Origin of the sequence: Streptomyces sp. NPDC001401 (genome assembly GCF_042895385.1) — a bacterium.
GTDB lineage: Bacteria > Actinomycetota > Actinomycetes > Streptomycetales > Streptomycetaceae > Streptomyces.
On record NZ_JBIAWI010000001.1, the window covers coordinates 1,613,780 to 1,630,506 of the forward strand.

Here is a 16,727-nt window from a genome sequence, read left to right on the forward strand (position 1 = left end):
ACCCAGACAAACAGCAACTGCCGCCCGTAGGGCGGCAGTTGTCAAGTCGACAAAGTTACTTCTCTTGCTGCTTGCGCCAGCGAATACCGGCCTCGAGGAACCCGTCGATCTCACCGTTGAACACGGCCTCGGGGTTGCCGACTTCGAACTCGGTGCGCAGGTCCTTGACCATCTGGTACGGGTGCAGGACGTACGAACGCATCTGGTTGCCCCAGGAGTTGCCGCCGTCGCCCTTCAGGGCGTCCATCTTGGCCTGCTCCTCCTGGCGGCGCCGCTCGAGCAGCTTGGCCTGGAGGACGTTCATCGCGGTGGCCTTGTTCTGGATCTGCGACCGCTCGTTCTGGCAGGAGACGACGATGCCGGTGGGGAGGTGGGTGAGGCGCACCGCGGAGTCGGTGGTGTTCACGCCCTGGCCGCCGGGGCCCGAGGACCGGTACACGTCCACGCGCAGCTCGGACTCGTCGATCTCGATGTGGTCGGTCTGCTCGACCACGGGAAGCACCTCGACGCCCGCGAAGGAGGTCTGGCGGCGGCCCTGGTTGTCGAAGGGCGAGATGCGCACGAGCCGGTGGGTGCCCTGCTCGACCGAGAGCGTGCCGTAGGCGTACGGCACCTGCACGGCGAAGGTGGTCGACTTGATGCCGGCCTCTTCCGCGTACGACGTCTCGATGAGCTCGGTCTTGTAGCCCTTCTGCTCCGCCCAGCGCAGGTACATCCGCTGCAGCTTCTCGGCGAAGTCGGCGGCGTCCACGCCACCCGCCTCGGCGCGGATGTTGACGAGCGCCTCACGGGAGTCGTACTCGCCGCTCAGCAGCGTCCGGACCTCCATCTCGTCCAGCGCCTTCTTGACGGCGGCGAGCTCGGACTCGGCCTCGGCGCGGGTGTCCGGGTCGTCCTCCTCCTCGGCCATCTCGAAGAGCACGGCGAGATCGTCGATCCGCCCGCGCAGCGCCTCGGTCTTCCTGACCTCGGCCTGCAGGTGGCTCAGCTTGCTGGTGATCTTCTGCGCCTCGTCCGGGTTGTCCCACAGGGACGGCGCGGCCGCCTGCTCCTCGAGCACGGCGATGTCTGCCCTCAGCTTGTCGAGGTCCAGAACGGCCTCGATCGACTCCATGGTCGAGGAGAGGGACTTGAGCTCTTCGGATACATCGACGACTGCCACGCCTCCAGCGTAACGGCTCCGCCAAGCGGCGCGGCCCTCGCTGGGGGCTGCCGCCCCCAGACCCCCGCTTCGGCCCTTGAGGGGCCTCGTCCTCAAACGCCGGACGGGCTGAGATGCCGTGACCGGCGCTGACCAGTCACGGCGATGCCGGTGCCGAGTGCTTCGAGTCCTGCGGTGTCGCCCCCGCGTCGTCCCCCGACGTCGCCAGCCACGTCCCCACCCCGGCCGCCGCCACCAGTATCGCCGCGGCCGTCCCCAGCACCACCCGGCGCCGACGCGTCACCGCCCGGTGCCGCGCGGACCCCGGCCGTGGCGCCCCCGCCGCCCGCGGCACCCGGGCCGTTCCGCGCGCACCTCCGGCCAGCTCGTCGGGCGCCGGCACTCTCATCGACGTATGTGTGTCGCGGTTGGAGTCGGCCGGCTTCGCGCCCGGTACCAGTGGGACCGCGCCGCGCCGTACCCGCTCACGGGCGGGGGCGGTGGCCTCGCCGGCCGTCGTCTCCGACTCCTCCGTCGGCTCCACGTCCGGTTCGTCCACGTCCAGCGGCGGCATCCCCGCGACCAGCGGCAGCAGCTCCCGCAGCCGTACGCCCAGCTCCGAGGCGCGCAGCCGGGAGGCCGGCGCCTTGGCCAGGCACTGTACGAGCAGCTGCCACAGTTCGTCCGGGATGCCCGGCAGGGGCACCACCGTCTCCGTGACGTGGCGGCGGAGGACTGCGCCCGGGTGTCCGCCGCCGAAGGGTGTGAAGCCCGCCAGCAGCTCGTAGAGGACCGTCGCGAGGGCGTAGATGTCGACCGCCGCGCGCGGGGGCAGGCCCTCCACGATCTCCGGGGCCAGGTAGTCCGGCGTGCCGATGATCTTCGTCGCTCGGGTGCGGCGCGGGGAGTCGATGAGCTTGGCCACACCGAAGTCGGTCAGGAGGGCCGGGTGGGAGCCGCCGGGGCCCAGCGGGCCCTGCATGTCCAGCAGCACGTTCTCCGGCTTGACGTCGCGGTGCACGACGCCCGCCGCGTGCGCGGCCGCGAGGCCGTCCGCGACGTCGGCCACGATCGCCACCGCCGCGGCGGGCGCGAGCCGCCGGTCGCGGTCGAGGCGGGTGCGCAGGTCGGTGCCGCGTACCAGGTCCATGACCAGCGCGAGGTCGTTGCCGTCCACCACCAGGTCACGGACGGAGACGACGTTCGGGTGGTCGAGACCGAGCAGCGCGGTGCGCTCCTGCACGAAGCGGCCGACGAGTTCCTGGTCGGACGCGAGATCCTCGCGCAGCAGCTTGATGGCGACGGGCCCCTCGGGCCCCTCCCCCAGCCACACCGTGCCGGCGCTGCCCCGCCCCAGGATCTGGTTCGCGGTGTACCGGCTGCCGATCTTCCGTGCCAAGACTGCTCCTACCAGACGCGTGTGTCGCCAAAACTACGCGTCCGAAGAGCCAACCTTCACCGCAGAGACGGAAATCACCCGTCAGGTGTCGACAAATCACCAAGCTCGCTGCTCAGTTGCCGCCGCTGCCGCCTTTGTTGCCGACCAGATCGCCCAGTTTCCCGATCCATCCGGTCACGGTGTTGAACATGTCGGAGAGCTGCTGCCAGTAGCTCTTGGTCGTACCGATCCACTCCTGCAGCGGGCTCAGCTCCCAGACCAGCCAGCCCGCGACGAACAGGATGACGATCGTGAACAGGCACCCCTTCAGACAGCCGAGCCCGGGGATCTTCATCGGGTTGGCGCTGCGCTGTCGCGGCTGCCGGGGCTCACGGGCGGGCTGCTGGGGCTGCTGCGGAGGTGCGTACCGCTGAGGCTGCTGGTGCTGCGGCGGGGCGTACTGCTGCGGCTGTTGCTGCTGCGGATAGCCGTAGGCCTGCTGCGGTCGCTGCTGCTGGGGGCGCTGCTGCTGCGGGCGGGCGGCCTGCCGCTGGGGGCGGCGGCGCAGCGGATCGTCGTTCGGGTCGAGGTACTGCTGGACCTGCGTCTGCTCGTTGCGGTCGCGGGCTGCGCGCAGCTGGTTCTGCCAGGGGTGCGGCTGCTCGGGCTGCTGCCCCGGCCCGCCCTGCGGCACCGGCGGCATGACGGCGGTCGGGTCCGCGGCCCCGGTGTTCGGGAGTACGGCGGTGGGGTCGGCGGCGCCCGCCGGGCCCGGTCCGCCGGTGTGCGGCAGGAAGCTGGTCGCCGCGTTCGGATCGTACGAGCCCGCGCCGTGCTGCAGGACCTGCGTGGGGTCGGCCGAGCCGGGGACGGCGGCCGGCATCGGGTCGGGGGCCAGCAGGGTGCCGACGGCCTCCGCGGCGGCGATCTGCGCGGAGTTCGCGTGCACACCGATGCCCTCGGCGACGACCCGCAGGGCGCGCGCGAGGTTCTCGGCGCTGGGCCGTTCGTCCGGGTTCTTGCTCAGGCAGCGCTCTATGACCGTCCAGAGCGGGTCCGGAACCGTGGACGGGCGGCGCGGCTCGGCGCTCAGGTGCTGGTGCAGTACTTCCAGCGCCGATCCGCCGCCGAACGGGGGACGGCCGGTGACCAGCTCGTACATCAGGATGCCGGCGCCGTAGATGTCGACGGCGGAGGTCTGCGGCCGGCCCTCGGCGGACTCCGGTGCGACGTACGCGGGCGTGCCGACGAACTCGTGGGTGCGGGTCAGGCCCGGGGAGTCGGCCAGGCGGGCGATGCCGAAGTCGGTGAGCATCGGGTGCATCTCGCCGCCGTTCTGCCTCAGCAGGACGTTGGCCGGCTTCAGGTCGCGGTGCACTACGCCGTCGGCGTGGCTGGCGGCGAGCGCGTCGGCGATCTGGGCGGTGAGGAGAGAGGCGCCCATGGGGCTGAAGGGGCCGTTCTCGCGCAGGTAGCGGTGCAGGTCGGGGCCTTCGACGAGGTCCATGACCAGCGCCAGCAGATCACCCTCGACCACCAGGTCGCGGACCCGGACGATGTTCGGGTGGGTCAGCCGCAGCAGCACGGAGCGCTCTCTGAGGAAGCGCATCACGATGTCGGCGTCGTTCGCCAGCTCTTCCTTCAGGACCTTGATCGCGACGGTCTCGCCGGGCTGACCGGGCACGGCGGCCTCGGCCCCCGCGGTCTCTCGCTGGCGGGCCCGCCAGACGGTGCCCGTGGCGCCGCGTCCGAGCGGCTCCTCGAGCAGGTACTTGCTGCCTACCGGCCGCACGTCATGTGCTCCCTGCTGCTTGCTTACCGTTCCGACCCACTGTAGTGCCGCTGTGCGCGGCACCGACCTGTCGCCGTCCCAGCGTCTTACGTACGACTCCCCGTGCATGTTCGAAGGAAAGACGCTCGACTCGGTCCGCCGGTTGCCCGAAGTGGGCGTGACCGATCTCAAGCGGTCTGCGCTATGTCATCTGTCAGGCACTTTTGCGGGCAGAGCCGACCAATCAAGATCACTTGCCCCCGAGCGGCGGGCGCGTTGTCAGTGGCAGGTGCGAGGATGCCTGGAGTACTGGCCGATGTGCTCGTGTGGGGTGGGGGTTTGTCTCTGCCCGCGCAGACCCGCGCAGAAGGGACCGCTGACGGCGATGCAGATCCGGCTGACCGTCGTAGACCCGCTGAGCCCGCCCGACCGGGCGCGGGGCCGCACCGCGAGCTGCGACGTGCTGGTCACGGCGCCCGCCGGCACGGCCCTGGCGGCGGTGGCGTCGGCACTGGCCTCGGCGGTCGCGGGCGACGCGGGCGCCTCGGCCTCCGGCGGTGCGGTGGTGCTGTACGCGGGCGCGGAGCGCCTGGACGACCGCCGCAGCACCCTCGGCGAGCCCCCGCTGATCGACGGCGCCGTGCTCTCCCTGGGCACCCCCGCCGAGCCCGAGCCGCACCCGGAGCTGGACGACGCCCCGACCCAGCTGCAGGTGATCGCCGGCCCGGACGCGGGCGGCGTCCACCTCCTGCACGGCGGCGAGATCCGCATCGGCCGCTCCGCCGACGCCGACGTCCCGCTCGACGACCCGGACGTCTCCCGCCTCCACTGCGCGGTCACGGTCGCCGCCGACGGCCAGGTCTCGGTCGCCGACCTCGACTCCACGAACGGCACGACTCTGGACGGCACCCGCCTGGGCACCCGCCCGGTGCGCTTCACGCCGGGCGCGCTGCTCCGCATCGGGGAGTCGGCACTGCGGGTCGCCCCGGCCGGCGGGCCGGGGGCTCGGGTACCGACGGCGCCGGACGGCGAGGGGCATGTGCGGGTTCCCTCCGGGAGCGAGCGGGAGGCAGTGACAGCGCCGGCCCCTGCAAGCGGCACCACTGCGCCGGGGACGACGCCTCACGCGCGCGTGGCCGACGGCGGCGACACCTCCGCCACCCCCTCGCGCGGCACGCCCGCCGCCCAGGGACACGGCTCCGCCGAACCCCCGCTGGTGCCCGAGCAGGGCGGGGCACCGCGGATCGAGAACAGGGGCGCAGGAGCATCCGCAGCAGGCGGTGACACGCACGCGGGCCGGTTCGGCGCGGTCGTATGGGACACGTCCGGGGCCGGACCGGAGGACACGGACGCCCCCGGCACGGGCCGGCGCAAGGGAACCCCGCTCCGCGGGACCGACGTGCCGCCGGGCCTGCGCAGGCGCGGGGGGCTCTCCGCATGGGCGCGGCGGCTGGCCGGCGGCCGCGGCGACCAGGCCATGGCCGAGCATGACGCGTACGCCGAGGACGACGGCCCGGAAACGACGGCGGGGCCCGCCCCTCTCACCGGCCCCCAGCTCCCGGAGGCCTGGCCCGACCCGGCGGCGCTGCTGCTGACGGCGCTCGGCCCGGGCCCACGGCTGTGGGAGCGCGGGCCCGGGCACCCGGAGGCCCTCACCGTGCGGCTCGGCACGGCGGACCGGGCGGCGCCCGACGGCTCCGGGCTGCTGCCCGCGGTGCCGGTGACCGCGGATCTGCGCGAGGCCGGGGCGCTGGGCCTGGCCGGTCCCCGCACCCGGCTGTCCGGGCTGGCCCGCGCGGTGCTGGCCCAGTTCGCCGCGCTGCACTCCCCCGAAGCCCTGGAGATCGTCCTGATCGCCGCGGACCGCTCCCGCCCGCTGGAGGAGCGCACGGCGGAGTGGTCCTGGCTGGGCTGGCTCCCCCACCTCCGCCCCGGCCACGGCCAGGACTGCCGTCTCCTGCTCGCCTACGACCGCGAACAGGCCACGGCCCGTACCGACGAGCTGCTGCGGCGCCTGGAGGACCAGCAGGCGGAGGCAAGGAACGGGACGCGGCCGTCCGGCAGCCATTCCCAGGCCCGCAGTACCGCCCGGCGGCCTTCCTGGGCGCGTGCCGACGACGGCGCGGAGGAGACGGACGGCTTCGCCGGGCCGTACACCGTGGTCGTCGTGGACGGCGACCCCGGAGGCGCCGCGGTGCGGGAGGCGGTGGCACGACTGGCGCTGGAGGGACCGCGGGCCGGGATACATGTCGTGTGCCTCGCCGAGACGGTGTCGGCGTCGCCCGCGTCGCCGGTGACGGAGACGTACGAGGCGGCTTGCGCGGTGGCACCGGCGTTCCGGGACTGCGGCGCGGTCGCGCTGCTGAGCGGGGACGTGGCGACGGCGCTGCGACTGATGCGGGTGGCACGGACCGGTTCCGGAACCCCAGGAAGCGGGACCGCGGACCGGGCACCGACGCCGACGGCCCCGGCCGGCCCCACGGAGCCGGCCGCACCGACCGTCACGCACACCATGCCCATGCCCACTCCCATAACCCTGCCCACCGCCCCACTCACGGGTGCCACCCCCCACCCGCACCCCGGCCCCATAGGCCCCGGCACCGTTGCCGCCGTGGACGCCGTCTCGCTCGCCTGGGCCGAGCGGTTCGCGCGGGCGCTGGCGCCGCTCAGGACGGACGGTTCCGGGACCGAGCGGCACGCACGCGTGTCCGTTCCGTTGCCCCAAGCGGCGCGGCTGCTGGACGAGTTGGGGCTCGCGAGGGCCACCCCGGCGTCGCTGATGGCGCGTTGGGCGGACGCGGCGGACGACGCGGAGTCGCTCGGCGGCCGGGCCTGGGCCGTGCTCGGCGCAGGCCCGCGTGGCCCCGTCAGCGCGGACCTCGCCGCCGACGGTCCGCACCTGCTGATCGAGGGCCCGGCGAGCAGCGGACGTACGGAGCTGCTGCGGGCCGTGGTCGCCTCGCTGGCCGCGGCCGAGCGCCCCGACCGGCTGGGCATCGTCCTGATGGACGGCCGGGACAGCGTGGGCGCGGCCGGCGGACACGGCGACGGCCTACGGGTCTGCACGGACGTCCCGCACGTCACGACCCACCTCACCGCCAACGACCCCGTCCGGATGCGGGAGTTCGCCCAGTCCCTGAGCGCCGAGCTGAAACGCCGGGCCGAGCTGCTGGGCCGCTCCGCGTTCACCGAGTGGCACACGGGCCGGGAGCTGTCCGGCCGGATGGTGTCCCAGCGGGCGACCGGAGCAAGCGCAACCGGCGATCTGGACTCCCCGCCCAGCTCGACGATGCGGCTGCGCCCGGGGGCGGCGCGCCGACAGACAGAAGCAGCACCGCCGCTCCCCCGGCTCGTGGTGGTCGTGGACGACCTGGACGCCCTGGTCTCCCCCGCACTCGGCTCACCGGGCCGCCCGGCCGCGGGTTCCGTCATGCGGGCGCTGGAGGCGGTGGCCCGCGAGGGCGAGCAACTCGGCGTCCACCTGGTGGCCGCGACCGCCCCCGGCGGTCGCACGGCGGACACGGAACCAGCCCGGAAGGCCACCCTCCGCGTGACCCTCGACGCCCCGGGCACCGGCCCCGACGAACCGTCACCGGGCCGCGGCAGCCTCACCCGGCCCGACGGCAGGACGACCCCCTTCCAGGGCGGCCGCGTCACGGGCCGCATCCCCCGCACGGCAACCCTCCGCCCCACGGTCGTCCCCCTGGACTGGCAGCGCATGGGCGACCCCCCGACCCGCAGACCCGTACGAGAACTGGGCAACGGCCCAACGGACCTGGCATTGCTGGCCAGCGCGCTGGAGCGAGCGGCGCGGGAGGTTTCCGCGTCTGAAGTCCCGTCGCTTCTGTAGCGCCGGTCGGTGTACCCAGCCCGTCCGGCGTTTGAGGACGAGGCCGTTCAGGCCGAAGCGGGGGTCTGGGGGCGGCAGCCCCCAGCAACGGTCACGCCACCACCGAACACCCGGTCACGAGGCGGTCACGAATGCCCGGTTGACAGCGGACGCACACTTGCCGACCCATTCCCGCGGGCGTAGACCAGATCACACGGGACAGCGCTCGACGTTCGACGAAGAACGAAGAACGGGGCAGTGATGCGCAGCACGAGCAGCAAGAACCGGACACACAGGGCCGCCAAATCCGCAGCCGCCCTCCTCGCGGCGGCACTCGCGCTGGCACTCACGGGCTGCGGCGGCAACGACAAGAAGGACAACGGCGGTGGAGGCAAGGAAACCGGCGCCACCGTCACGCTCCCCAAACTGAACGGCGTAAGTCTCGAGGTCGCCGCCGTGTGGACCGGCGCCGAGCAGAAGAACTTCAAGGCGGTGCTCTCGGAGTTCGAGAAGCGCACGGGGGCCAAGGTCACCTTCGTGCCCGCTCAGGACCCGATCATCAACTTCCTCGGTTCGAAGATCGCCGGCGGCAAGCCGCCGGACGTCGCGATGCTTCCGCAGCCCGGCGCCATCAAGCAGGCCGTGGACAAGGGCTGGGCCAAGCCGGTGAACGCCGACGTCCAGTCGGAGTTGGCCAAGAACTACTCGCAGGGCTGGCAGGACATCGGGAAGGTGGGCGGCAAGCAGTACGGCGTCTACTACAAGGCCGCCAACAAGTCGCTGATCTGGTACAACGCCAAAGTCTTCGCGAACGCGGGCGCGAAAGAGCCCAAGACGTGGAAGGACCTGCTGAGCACCGCGCAGACGGTCTACGACTCCGGCGTCACTCCGTTCTCCGTCGCCGGCGCCGACGGCTGGCCGGGGACCGACTGGTTCGAGAACGTCTATCTGTCGCAGGCCGGCCCCGAGAAGTACGACCAGCTCGCCCAGCACAAGATCAAGTGGACGGATCCGTCCGTCAAGCAGGCGCTCACCACGCTCGCCCAGATCTGGGGCAAGAAGGACTACGTCGCGGGCGGCGGGAGCGGCGCGCTGCAGACCTCGTTCACCGACTCCGTGTCCAACACCTTCACCGGTGGCGACCAGCCGAAGTCGGCGATGGTGTACGAGGGCGACTTCGTCCAGGTCAACATCGCGCAGACCAAGGCGAAGATCGGCACGGACGCCAAGGTGTTCCCGTTCCCGACCGTCGGTGCCACCGCACCGGTGGTGACCGGCGGTGACGCGGCGGTGATCTTCAAGGACTCCAAGGGCGCGCAGGCGCTGGCGAAGTTCCTGGCCTCCCAGGACGCGGCGACCATCCAGGCGAAGCTGGGCGGTTACCTCTCGCCGAACAAGAACGTGCCGAACTCGGCGTATCCGAACGCGGTCCAGCAGACGATCGCCAAGGCGCTGATCGACTCGGGCGACAACTTCCGCTTCGACATGTCCGACCAGGCCCCGCAGGCCTTCGGCGGCACGCCCGGCAAGGGCGAGTGGAAGGACCTCCAGGACTTCCTGAAGAACCCGACGGATGTCGCGGGCACGCAGGCGAAGTTGGAGAAGGACGCGGCGGCGGCATACGGCGGCGGGAGCTGATCCGGCCATGACGTCGGCCACGGCGGCAGGGGTGCCACCCACCCCTGCCGCCCCGAAGCGCAAGAGCGTGACCGGCACCCGGAAGACCGTGGCAGCGATGTTCCTGCTGCCCGCGCTGGTGCTGCTCGGCGCGCTCGTGGTCTACCCGATCGGGTACTCGATCGTCCGCAGCTTCTACAACTCCTCCGGGGACGGTTTCGCCGGTTTCGACAACTACAAGGCCCTGTTCACCGACGACGGCATCCGCACCGCCCTGAAGAACAACATCATCTGGGTGGTCTTCGCGCCGACGATCTCCACCGCGCTGGGCCTGATCTTCGCGGTGCTGACCGAACGCGTGCGCTGGGGCACGGCGTTCAAGCTGGTCGTCTTCATGCCGATGGCGATCTCGATGCTGGCGGCGGGCATCATCTTCCGCCTGGTGTACGACCAGGATCCGGACAAGGGAGTCGCCAACGCGGTGTGGGTGGGCGTCCACGACACGTTCGCCCAGTCCTCGGCGTTCCCCAAGGCGCACCTGGGCCGCGAGTCGCCGCTGACGGCTCAGGGCGGCGGATTCATCACCAAGGCGACGGTCCACACCGGGGATTCGGTCACCCTGCCGCTCGTCGGCGTCGCCCCCGACCAGATGCCCGACAGCGCCAAGAAGGCCGTACAGGTGCAGCCGGAGCCGGGGAAGATCACCGGCACGACCTGGCAGGACTTCACGCGCGGAAAGGGCGTCGGCAGGCTCGGCGGGGTCGACCCGTCCGAACTGGGCTACTCCGGCATGCGGATCGAGGCCGTCAAGGACGGCAAGGTGGTCGCCTCCACCAAGGCGGCCGACGACGGCACCTTCACGCTGCCCGCCAAGGCCGACGGGGCGCAGCTGCGGCTGCCGGCGAACAACTTCAAGGAGCCGTACAACGGGCTGGACTGGCTGGGCCCGTCGCTGGTCACTCCGGCCATCATCGGGTCGTACATCTGGATGTGGGCGGGCTTCGCGATGGTGCTGATCGCGGCCGGACTCGCGGGGATGCCGCGTGAACTCCTGGAGGCCGCCCGCGTCGACGGGGCGAGCGAGTGGCAGGTGTTCAGAAGGGTCACGGTGCCGCTGCTGGCGCCCGTCCTCGCGGTCGTCACCGTCACCCTGATGATCAATGTGCTGAAGATCTTCGACCTGGTCTTCATCATCGCCCCGAACTCCTCCCAGGACGACGCGAACGTGCTCGCCCTGGAGCTGTACCGCAAGGGCTTCTCCGAGGACCAGCCGGGCATCGCGAGCGCCATCGCCGTGTTCCTGCTGTTGCTGGTGATCCCGGTGATGTGGTTCAACGTTCGCCGGCTGAAGCGGGAGGTACGGCGATGACGACGCACGCCGGAAGTCTCAGGAAGGCGGCGCCGCCCGTCACGGTCGTCAGGGCGAAGAGGTCGCTGGGCTCGCGTCTCACCGAGGGGGTCAGCGGCGGTCTGCTGCGGGTGTTCCTCATCGTCGTCGGCCTGTTCTGGCTGGTGCCGACCTTCGGTCTGCTCGTCTCCTCGCTGCGGGCCCCGGAGGACATCGGCGCGAACGGCTGGTGGAACGTCTTCTCCAAGCCCTCCTCGCTCACCTTCGACAGCTACCAGAAGCTGCTGGAGAACAGCGACATCACCAACTCCCTGGTGAACACGGCGCTGATCACGCTGCCGGCGACGATTCTCGTCGTCGTGATCGGCTCCCTCGCGGGCTACGCGTTCGCCTGGATGGAGTTCCCCGGCCGCGACTGGTGGTTCCTGGGCGTGGTCGGCCTGCTCGTCGTGCCCGTGCAGGTGGCGCTGATCCCGATCGCCGAACTGTTCGGCAAGATCGGTCTGTTCGGGACCATCTTCGGGGTGATCCTGTTCCACGTCGGCTTCGGTCTGCCCTTCGCCGTGTTCCTGCTGCGGAACTTCTTCGCGGAGATCCCGAGAGAGCTGCTGGAGGCGGCCCGGCTGGACGGCGCCGGTGAACTGCGCCTGTTCTTCCGGGTCGTGATGCCGCTCGGCGGTCCGGCGATTGCGAGCCTGGCCATCTTCCAGTTCCTGTGGGTGTGGAACGACATGCTGGTGGCGCTGGTGTTCACCAATGCCGACAGCCAGCCGATCACGGTCGCGCTGCAGACGCAGGTACGCCAGTTCGGCAACAACGTCGACGTCCTGGCACCCGGCGCGTTCATCTCGATGGTGATCCCGCTGGTCGTGTTCTTCGCGTTCCAGCGGCAGTTCGTCTCGGGCGTCATGGCGGGAGCCGTCAAATAGTCCGTAGGACAACGTGATTGAGGGGGTGGGACGTTACGGTCCCGCCCCCTTTCGTTCACCCAGGATCCCCCGTATGCCGCAGACGCCGTAACCAAGTCACTCCATCGGCCGTTCCCGGGCAAGGCCCTGTCGTCCGCGCCGACCCATGGATGTCCTTTGCCCAGGTTCAGTGTCATCGTCCCCGCGTACAAGGTTCAGGCGTATCTGCACGAATGCCTGGAATCGGTGCTGTCGCAGTCGTATCCCGATCTCGAACTGATTGCTGTCGACGACTGCTCGCCGGACTCGAGCGGCGCGATCATCGACGAGTTCGCGGCCCGCGACCCGCGCGTCCTCCCCCTGCACCTGACCGAGAACCAGGGCCTGGGCCTCGCCCGCAACGCCGGCCTGGAGCGGGCCAGCGGCGACTACCTGGTCTTCCTGGACGGCGACGACACCCTCACCCCGCACGCCCTGCGCTCCATCGCCGACCGCCTGAAGGAGACGGGCGAGCCGGACGTCGTCGTCTACGACTATGCGCGCACGTACTGGTCGGGCGAGACCGTCCGCAATGTCGCCGCCGCCCACCTCACCGAACAGGGCCCGGCCCCCTTCCGCCTGGAGGACCGCCCGGGCCTGCTGCAGCTGCTGATGGTGGCCTGGAACAAGGCGTACCGGCGGGAGTTCGTCGAGCGCGAGGGCTTCGCCTTCCCGCCCGGCTACTACGAGGACACCCCGTGGACGTTCCCGGTGCTGATGGCCGCGGAGTCCATCACGACTCTCGACCGGGTGTGCGTGCACTACCGGCAGCGCCGCCAGGGCAGCATCCTCTCCACCACCAGCCGTAAGCACTTCGACCTCTTCGGACAGTACGACCGTGTCTTCGCGTTCCTCGACGCGCGCCCCCAACTCGCCCGCTGGCGGCCGGTGTTGTTCCGCCGCATGGTCGACCACCTGACGAAGGTGTTCGCCCGCCGCGACCGACTGCCGCGCGGCTCCCGCGCCGAGTTCCTGCGCAAGGCCCGTGCCCACTACCGCCGTTACCGCGTCCCCGGCACCCCGGCCGCGGGGTCCCGCCTCCGCCACACGCTGATCCGCTGGGGCCTGCACCGCACGTACCGCACCCTGCAGTTGACGGCCGCCGCGCGCCGCCGCACGGTCAAGCTCTCCGTGAAACTCCTGCGCACCGCAAGGGCGATGGCTCTGCGTCTGCACTACCGCATCCAGCTCCGGCTCCCCCTGCGTGCCGACCGTGCCGTCTTCACCGCGTACGACGGTCGCGACCACGGCTGCAGTCCGGCCGCCTTGGAGGAGGCCTTCCGCGCTCTCGCGCCGCACATCCGCACGGCATGGACCGCCCGCCCCGACACGGCCGCCTACTGGACGGCCCTGGCCCGTTCCAAGTACCTCGTCAGCAGCACCGGCTTCGAGCCCCGCCTGGTCAAGCGCCCCCGGCAGATCCTGGTGCAGACCCTGCACGGCACCCCGCTCGGGCACATGGGCCTCGACCTCCAGGAACGCCCGGCCGCAGCGCGTGACCTGGACTTCGAAGGGCTCCTCGCCGACGTCGACAAGTGGGACTACGTCCTGTCGGCCAACCGCCACTCCACCCTCACCTGGGAGCGCGTCTACCCGGGCAGCTACACCACGCTCGAATACGGCTGTCCCCGCAACGACGTGTTCCAGAAGGCCACTTCGACGGATGTCGCCCGCCTGCGCGCCTCGCTCGGCATCCCCGAGGACACCGTCGCGATCCTCTACGCCCCCGCCCACCGCGACCACCGCCGCACCCAGCGCTCTCCCCTGGACCTGGAACGCGTCCTGCGCCGCCTTGGCCCCCGGTACGTCGTCCTCGCCCGCACCCCGAGCCCCGTCCCGCAGGGTGCCCGGATCATCGACGTGACCGGCCACCCCGGCATCGAGTCCCTCTGCCTGGCCTCGGACGTCCTGCTCACCGACTACTCGTCCCTGATGTTCGACTACGCGGGCCTGGACCGGCCGATCGTGATCCACACCCCCGATGACGACTGGGCGGCGTACGAGGCAGCCCGCGGCACTTACTTCGACGTGCGTGCCTGCCCGCCGGGTGCGGTCGCCCGCAGCGAGGACGAGCTGATCGACATCTTCGCCACCGGCCACTGGCGCGGCTCCCGCTCCGCCCAGCTGCGGACCGCCTTCCGCGAGCGCTTCTGCCCGTACGACGACGGACGCGCCGCCGAACGTGTCGTACGCCGTGTCGTCCTGGGCGAGACCGCCCTCCCGCCGGTGACCCCGCTCGCCGAGCGCCACCCCGTGCCCTCCGCGGCTGCGAACGGCGCACGCTCCCCGCAAGCCACCGTGCCGCAACCCACCGGTCCTGTGACCGTCACCGACAGCCTCTGAACGCCGTTCTCACTCCGGGGAGTTCGCATGCCCTCCAGCCCGTCGCGGCCCACACCGAGCCGGCCGTCCACCTGGCGTCCCACAGGGCGGCCGGGACGCCTCGGCTGAGACGCATCCGGGTACCCGCAAGACCATCGACAGAAAGAGCAGCATGCCCCGCTTCAGCATCATCGTCCCGTCCCATGGGGTGGCAGGCCGGCTGTCCCAGGCGCTGGACTCCGTGCTCGCGCAGTCCTTCGGCGACTTCGAGCTGATCCCGGTCTGCGACGGCCCCGACACGCCGTCGGCGGACGTCGTCGCCGGATACGCCGAGCGGGACTCCCGGGTGGCCCCGGTGCACTCGCCCCCCACGGCCGGTCTGTCCGGGGCGCGCAACACCGGGATGCGGGCGGCGACCGGCACCTATCTGCTGTTCCTCGACTGCGACGACACCTTCGTCCCCGGCGCACTGACGGCGCTGGACGCCCGCCTCACCGAGACGGGCGACGTCGACGTCCTGTACGTGGAGCACGAGCGCGTCCCCTGGTGGGAGGGCGAGCCGACCAACCCGGCCGCGCTGCTCCTGCCGAGGACACCGGCGGGCGCCTTCTCGCCCGCCGAGGTGCCCCAGCTGACGGGCGTGCAGCTCCCGGCCTGGAGCGCGGCCTACCGCCGGGCCTTCCTCGCCGAGCAGTACATCGCCTTCCCCGACGGCCACTTCACCGATGTCGGCTTCGGCGGCCTGGTCACGTTGACGGCCGAGAAGGCCGCGGTGCTGCGCCAGGTCGTCGTACGGCATCTGGTGCGCAGGCAGGGCAACCGGCTCGGCCTTCCCGGGGAGCACCACCTCGAACTCCTCGCCCAGACCGACCTGGTGCTCACCCGCGCCGCCGAACAGGGCCTGTCCGACGACCGGTCGGGCCCGCTGTTCGAGCAGCTCTTCGCTGCCGTACTGAAGACCGCGGCCCACCCCCGGCGGCTGTCCGGCCGGCGCCGCGCCTTCTTCCGGCTGGCGAGCAGGCTGTACCGCCGGCACCGCCCCGACGGCCACCGGACGCCGAGCGGCAGTCTCGGCCTGCAGCACCGGCTGCTGGCAACCGGGGCGTACACGGCGTTCCGTGCCCTGCGGGGCGCCAACCAGTTGGCCGCGAGGGCGGCCGAGCGCCTGCCGCGCCCCCGCATGGTGCGCACGCGCCTGCGGTACGCGCGCAATCTGCGCCGCCCACTGGATCCCAACCTCGTGGTGTACTGCGCCTATTGGGGCCGCGGCTATGCCTGCAACCCGGCCGCGATCCACGCCAAGGCCCGCGAACTCGCCCCGCACCTGCGCTCGGTGTTCCTGGTCGAACCGGACCAGGAACACACCATGCCGGACGGCATCGAGTACGCGGTCATCGGCAGCACGGAGTACTGGGACGTACTGGCCCGCGCCAAGTACCTGGTCAACAACGCCAACTTCGCGGACGCCGTCGTCAAGCGCCCCGGCAGCGTGCACCTGTCGACCCAGCACGGCACCCCGCTGAAGAAGATGGGCGTGGACCAGGCGACGTACCCCGTGGTGGCCTCGGCGACCGGCAGCTTCGCCAAGCTGCTGGCCCGTATCGACCGCTGGGACTACAACCTCACCTCCAACCGCCACTCCACCGAGATGTGGGAGCGGGCCTTCCCGGCCGCCCACGAGACGCTCGAGTACGGATATCCGCGCAATGACGTGTACTACACGGCGACCGCGGACGACGTGGCCCGTATCCGGCGGGAGTTGGGGATCCCCGAGGGCAGGACGGCGGTCCTGTACGCGCCCACGCACCGCGACTACCACACGGGCTTCGAGACGGGCCTGGACCTGGAGGCCTTCTGCCAGCAGGCCGGCGAGGATGTGGTGGTGCTGCTGCGCGCCCACTACTTCTACGACCAGGGCTCGGCGCGGAGCACCGGCCGGATCATCGACGTGACCGCCCACCGCTCCTCCGAGGACGTGTGCCTGGCCGCGGACGCGCTGATCACCGACTACTCCTCGATCATGTTCGACTACGCCAACCTGGACCGGCCCGTCGTGGTGTACGCGGACGACTGGGACGTCTACCGGGAGACCCGGGGCGTCTACTTCGACCTGATGGAGCACCCGCCGGGGCCGGTGGCCCGTACGCCGGAGGAGCTCGCCCGCGTCTTCAGCGACGGCTCCTGGGCGGGAGCCGAGTCCGCGGCGGCACGGGCCGCCTTCCGGGAGCGGTTCTGCCAGTTCGACGACGGGCGCGCCGCCGAACGCGTCGTCCGCCGGGTACTTCTCGGCGAACCGCCCGAGTCGATCCCGCCCGTGATCCCGCTCGCCGAGCGCACCCCGGCCCCGGTCCCCGCCCTTGTGAGGAACTGAAAC

At 71.6% G+C, this 16,727-nt stretch carries 9 protein-coding genes; 6 read left to right on the top strand and 3 right to left on the bottom strand.

Annotated features, from left to right (window positions below; genetic code table 11):
• Positions 1-55 precede the first annotated feature (55 nt).
• The 3 genes from prfB to ACFY10_RS07475 form a co-directional block, all read right to left on the bottom strand.
• Positions 56-1,162: a peptide chain release factor 2 gene (prfB, locus tag ACFY10_RS07465; protein ID WP_390664066.1), complete on the bottom strand. Its 1,107-nt coding sequence runs from the start codon at positions 1,160-1,162 to the stop codon at positions 56-58.
• Between the two features lie 136 nt (positions 1,163-1,298).
• A complete protein-coding gene (locus ACFY10_RS07470) occupies positions 1,299-2,540 on the bottom strand; it encodes a serine/threonine-protein kinase (protein ID WP_390664067.1) in 1,242 nt (413 codons plus the stop codon).
• A 112-nt stretch (positions 2,541-2,652) separates the two neighbouring features.
• Positions 2,653-4,311 carry a protein kinase gene (locus tag ACFY10_RS07475; RefSeq protein WP_390664068.1) on the bottom strand — a complete coding sequence of 553 codons (1,659 nt, stop codon included), beginning with the start codon at positions 4,309-4,311 and terminating at the stop codon, positions 2,653-2,655.
• 364 nt (positions 4,312-4,675) lie between these two features.
• Here ACFY10_RS07475 and ACFY10_RS07480 point away from each other — a divergent pair, with 364 nt between their 5' ends.
• The 6 genes from ACFY10_RS07480 to ACFY10_RS07505 all read left to right on the top strand — a co-directional run bounded on the left by ACFY10_RS07480 (position 4,676) and on the right by ACFY10_RS07505 (position 16,724).
• The gene (locus tag ACFY10_RS07480; protein ID WP_390664069.1) at positions 4,676-8,140 is read left to right on the top strand and encodes an FHA domain-containing protein; all 3,465 of its coding nucleotides are present in this window, start codon (positions 4,676-4,678) and stop codon (positions 8,138-8,140) included.
• A 240-nt stretch (positions 8,141-8,380) separates the two neighbouring features.
• Complete coding sequence (locus ACFY10_RS07485; RefSeq protein WP_390664070.1) at positions 8,381-9,757, top strand: ABC transporter substrate-binding protein; 1,377 nt, start codon at positions 8,381-8,383, stop codon at positions 9,755-9,757.
• A 7-nt stretch (positions 9,758-9,764) separates the two neighbouring features.
• Positions 9,765-11,105: a carbohydrate ABC transporter permease gene (locus ACFY10_RS07490; protein WP_390664071.1), complete on the top strand. Its 1,341-nt coding sequence runs from the start codon at positions 9,765-9,767 to the stop codon at positions 11,103-11,105.
• A complete protein-coding gene (locus tag ACFY10_RS07495) occupies positions 11,102-12,013 on the top strand; it encodes a carbohydrate ABC transporter permease (RefSeq protein WP_390664072.1) in 912 nt (303 codons plus the stop codon). Before ACFY10_RS07490 ends, ACFY10_RS07495 begins: the two co-directional genes overlap by 4 nt.
• Before the next feature lie 156 nt (positions 12,014-12,169).
• The gene (locus tag ACFY10_RS07500) at positions 12,170-14,374 is read left to right on the top strand and encodes a CDP-glycerol glycerophosphotransferase family protein (protein ID WP_390664073.1); all 2,205 of its coding nucleotides are present in this window, start codon (positions 12,170-12,172) and stop codon (positions 14,372-14,374) included.
• A 151-nt stretch (positions 14,375-14,525) separates the two neighbouring features.
• Entirely contained in the window at positions 14,526-16,724 is a 2,199-nt protein-coding gene (locus ACFY10_RS07505) for a CDP-glycerol glycerophosphotransferase family protein (protein ID WP_390664074.1), read from the top strand.
• The last annotated feature ends 3 nt before the right edge of the window (positions 16,725-16,727 follow it).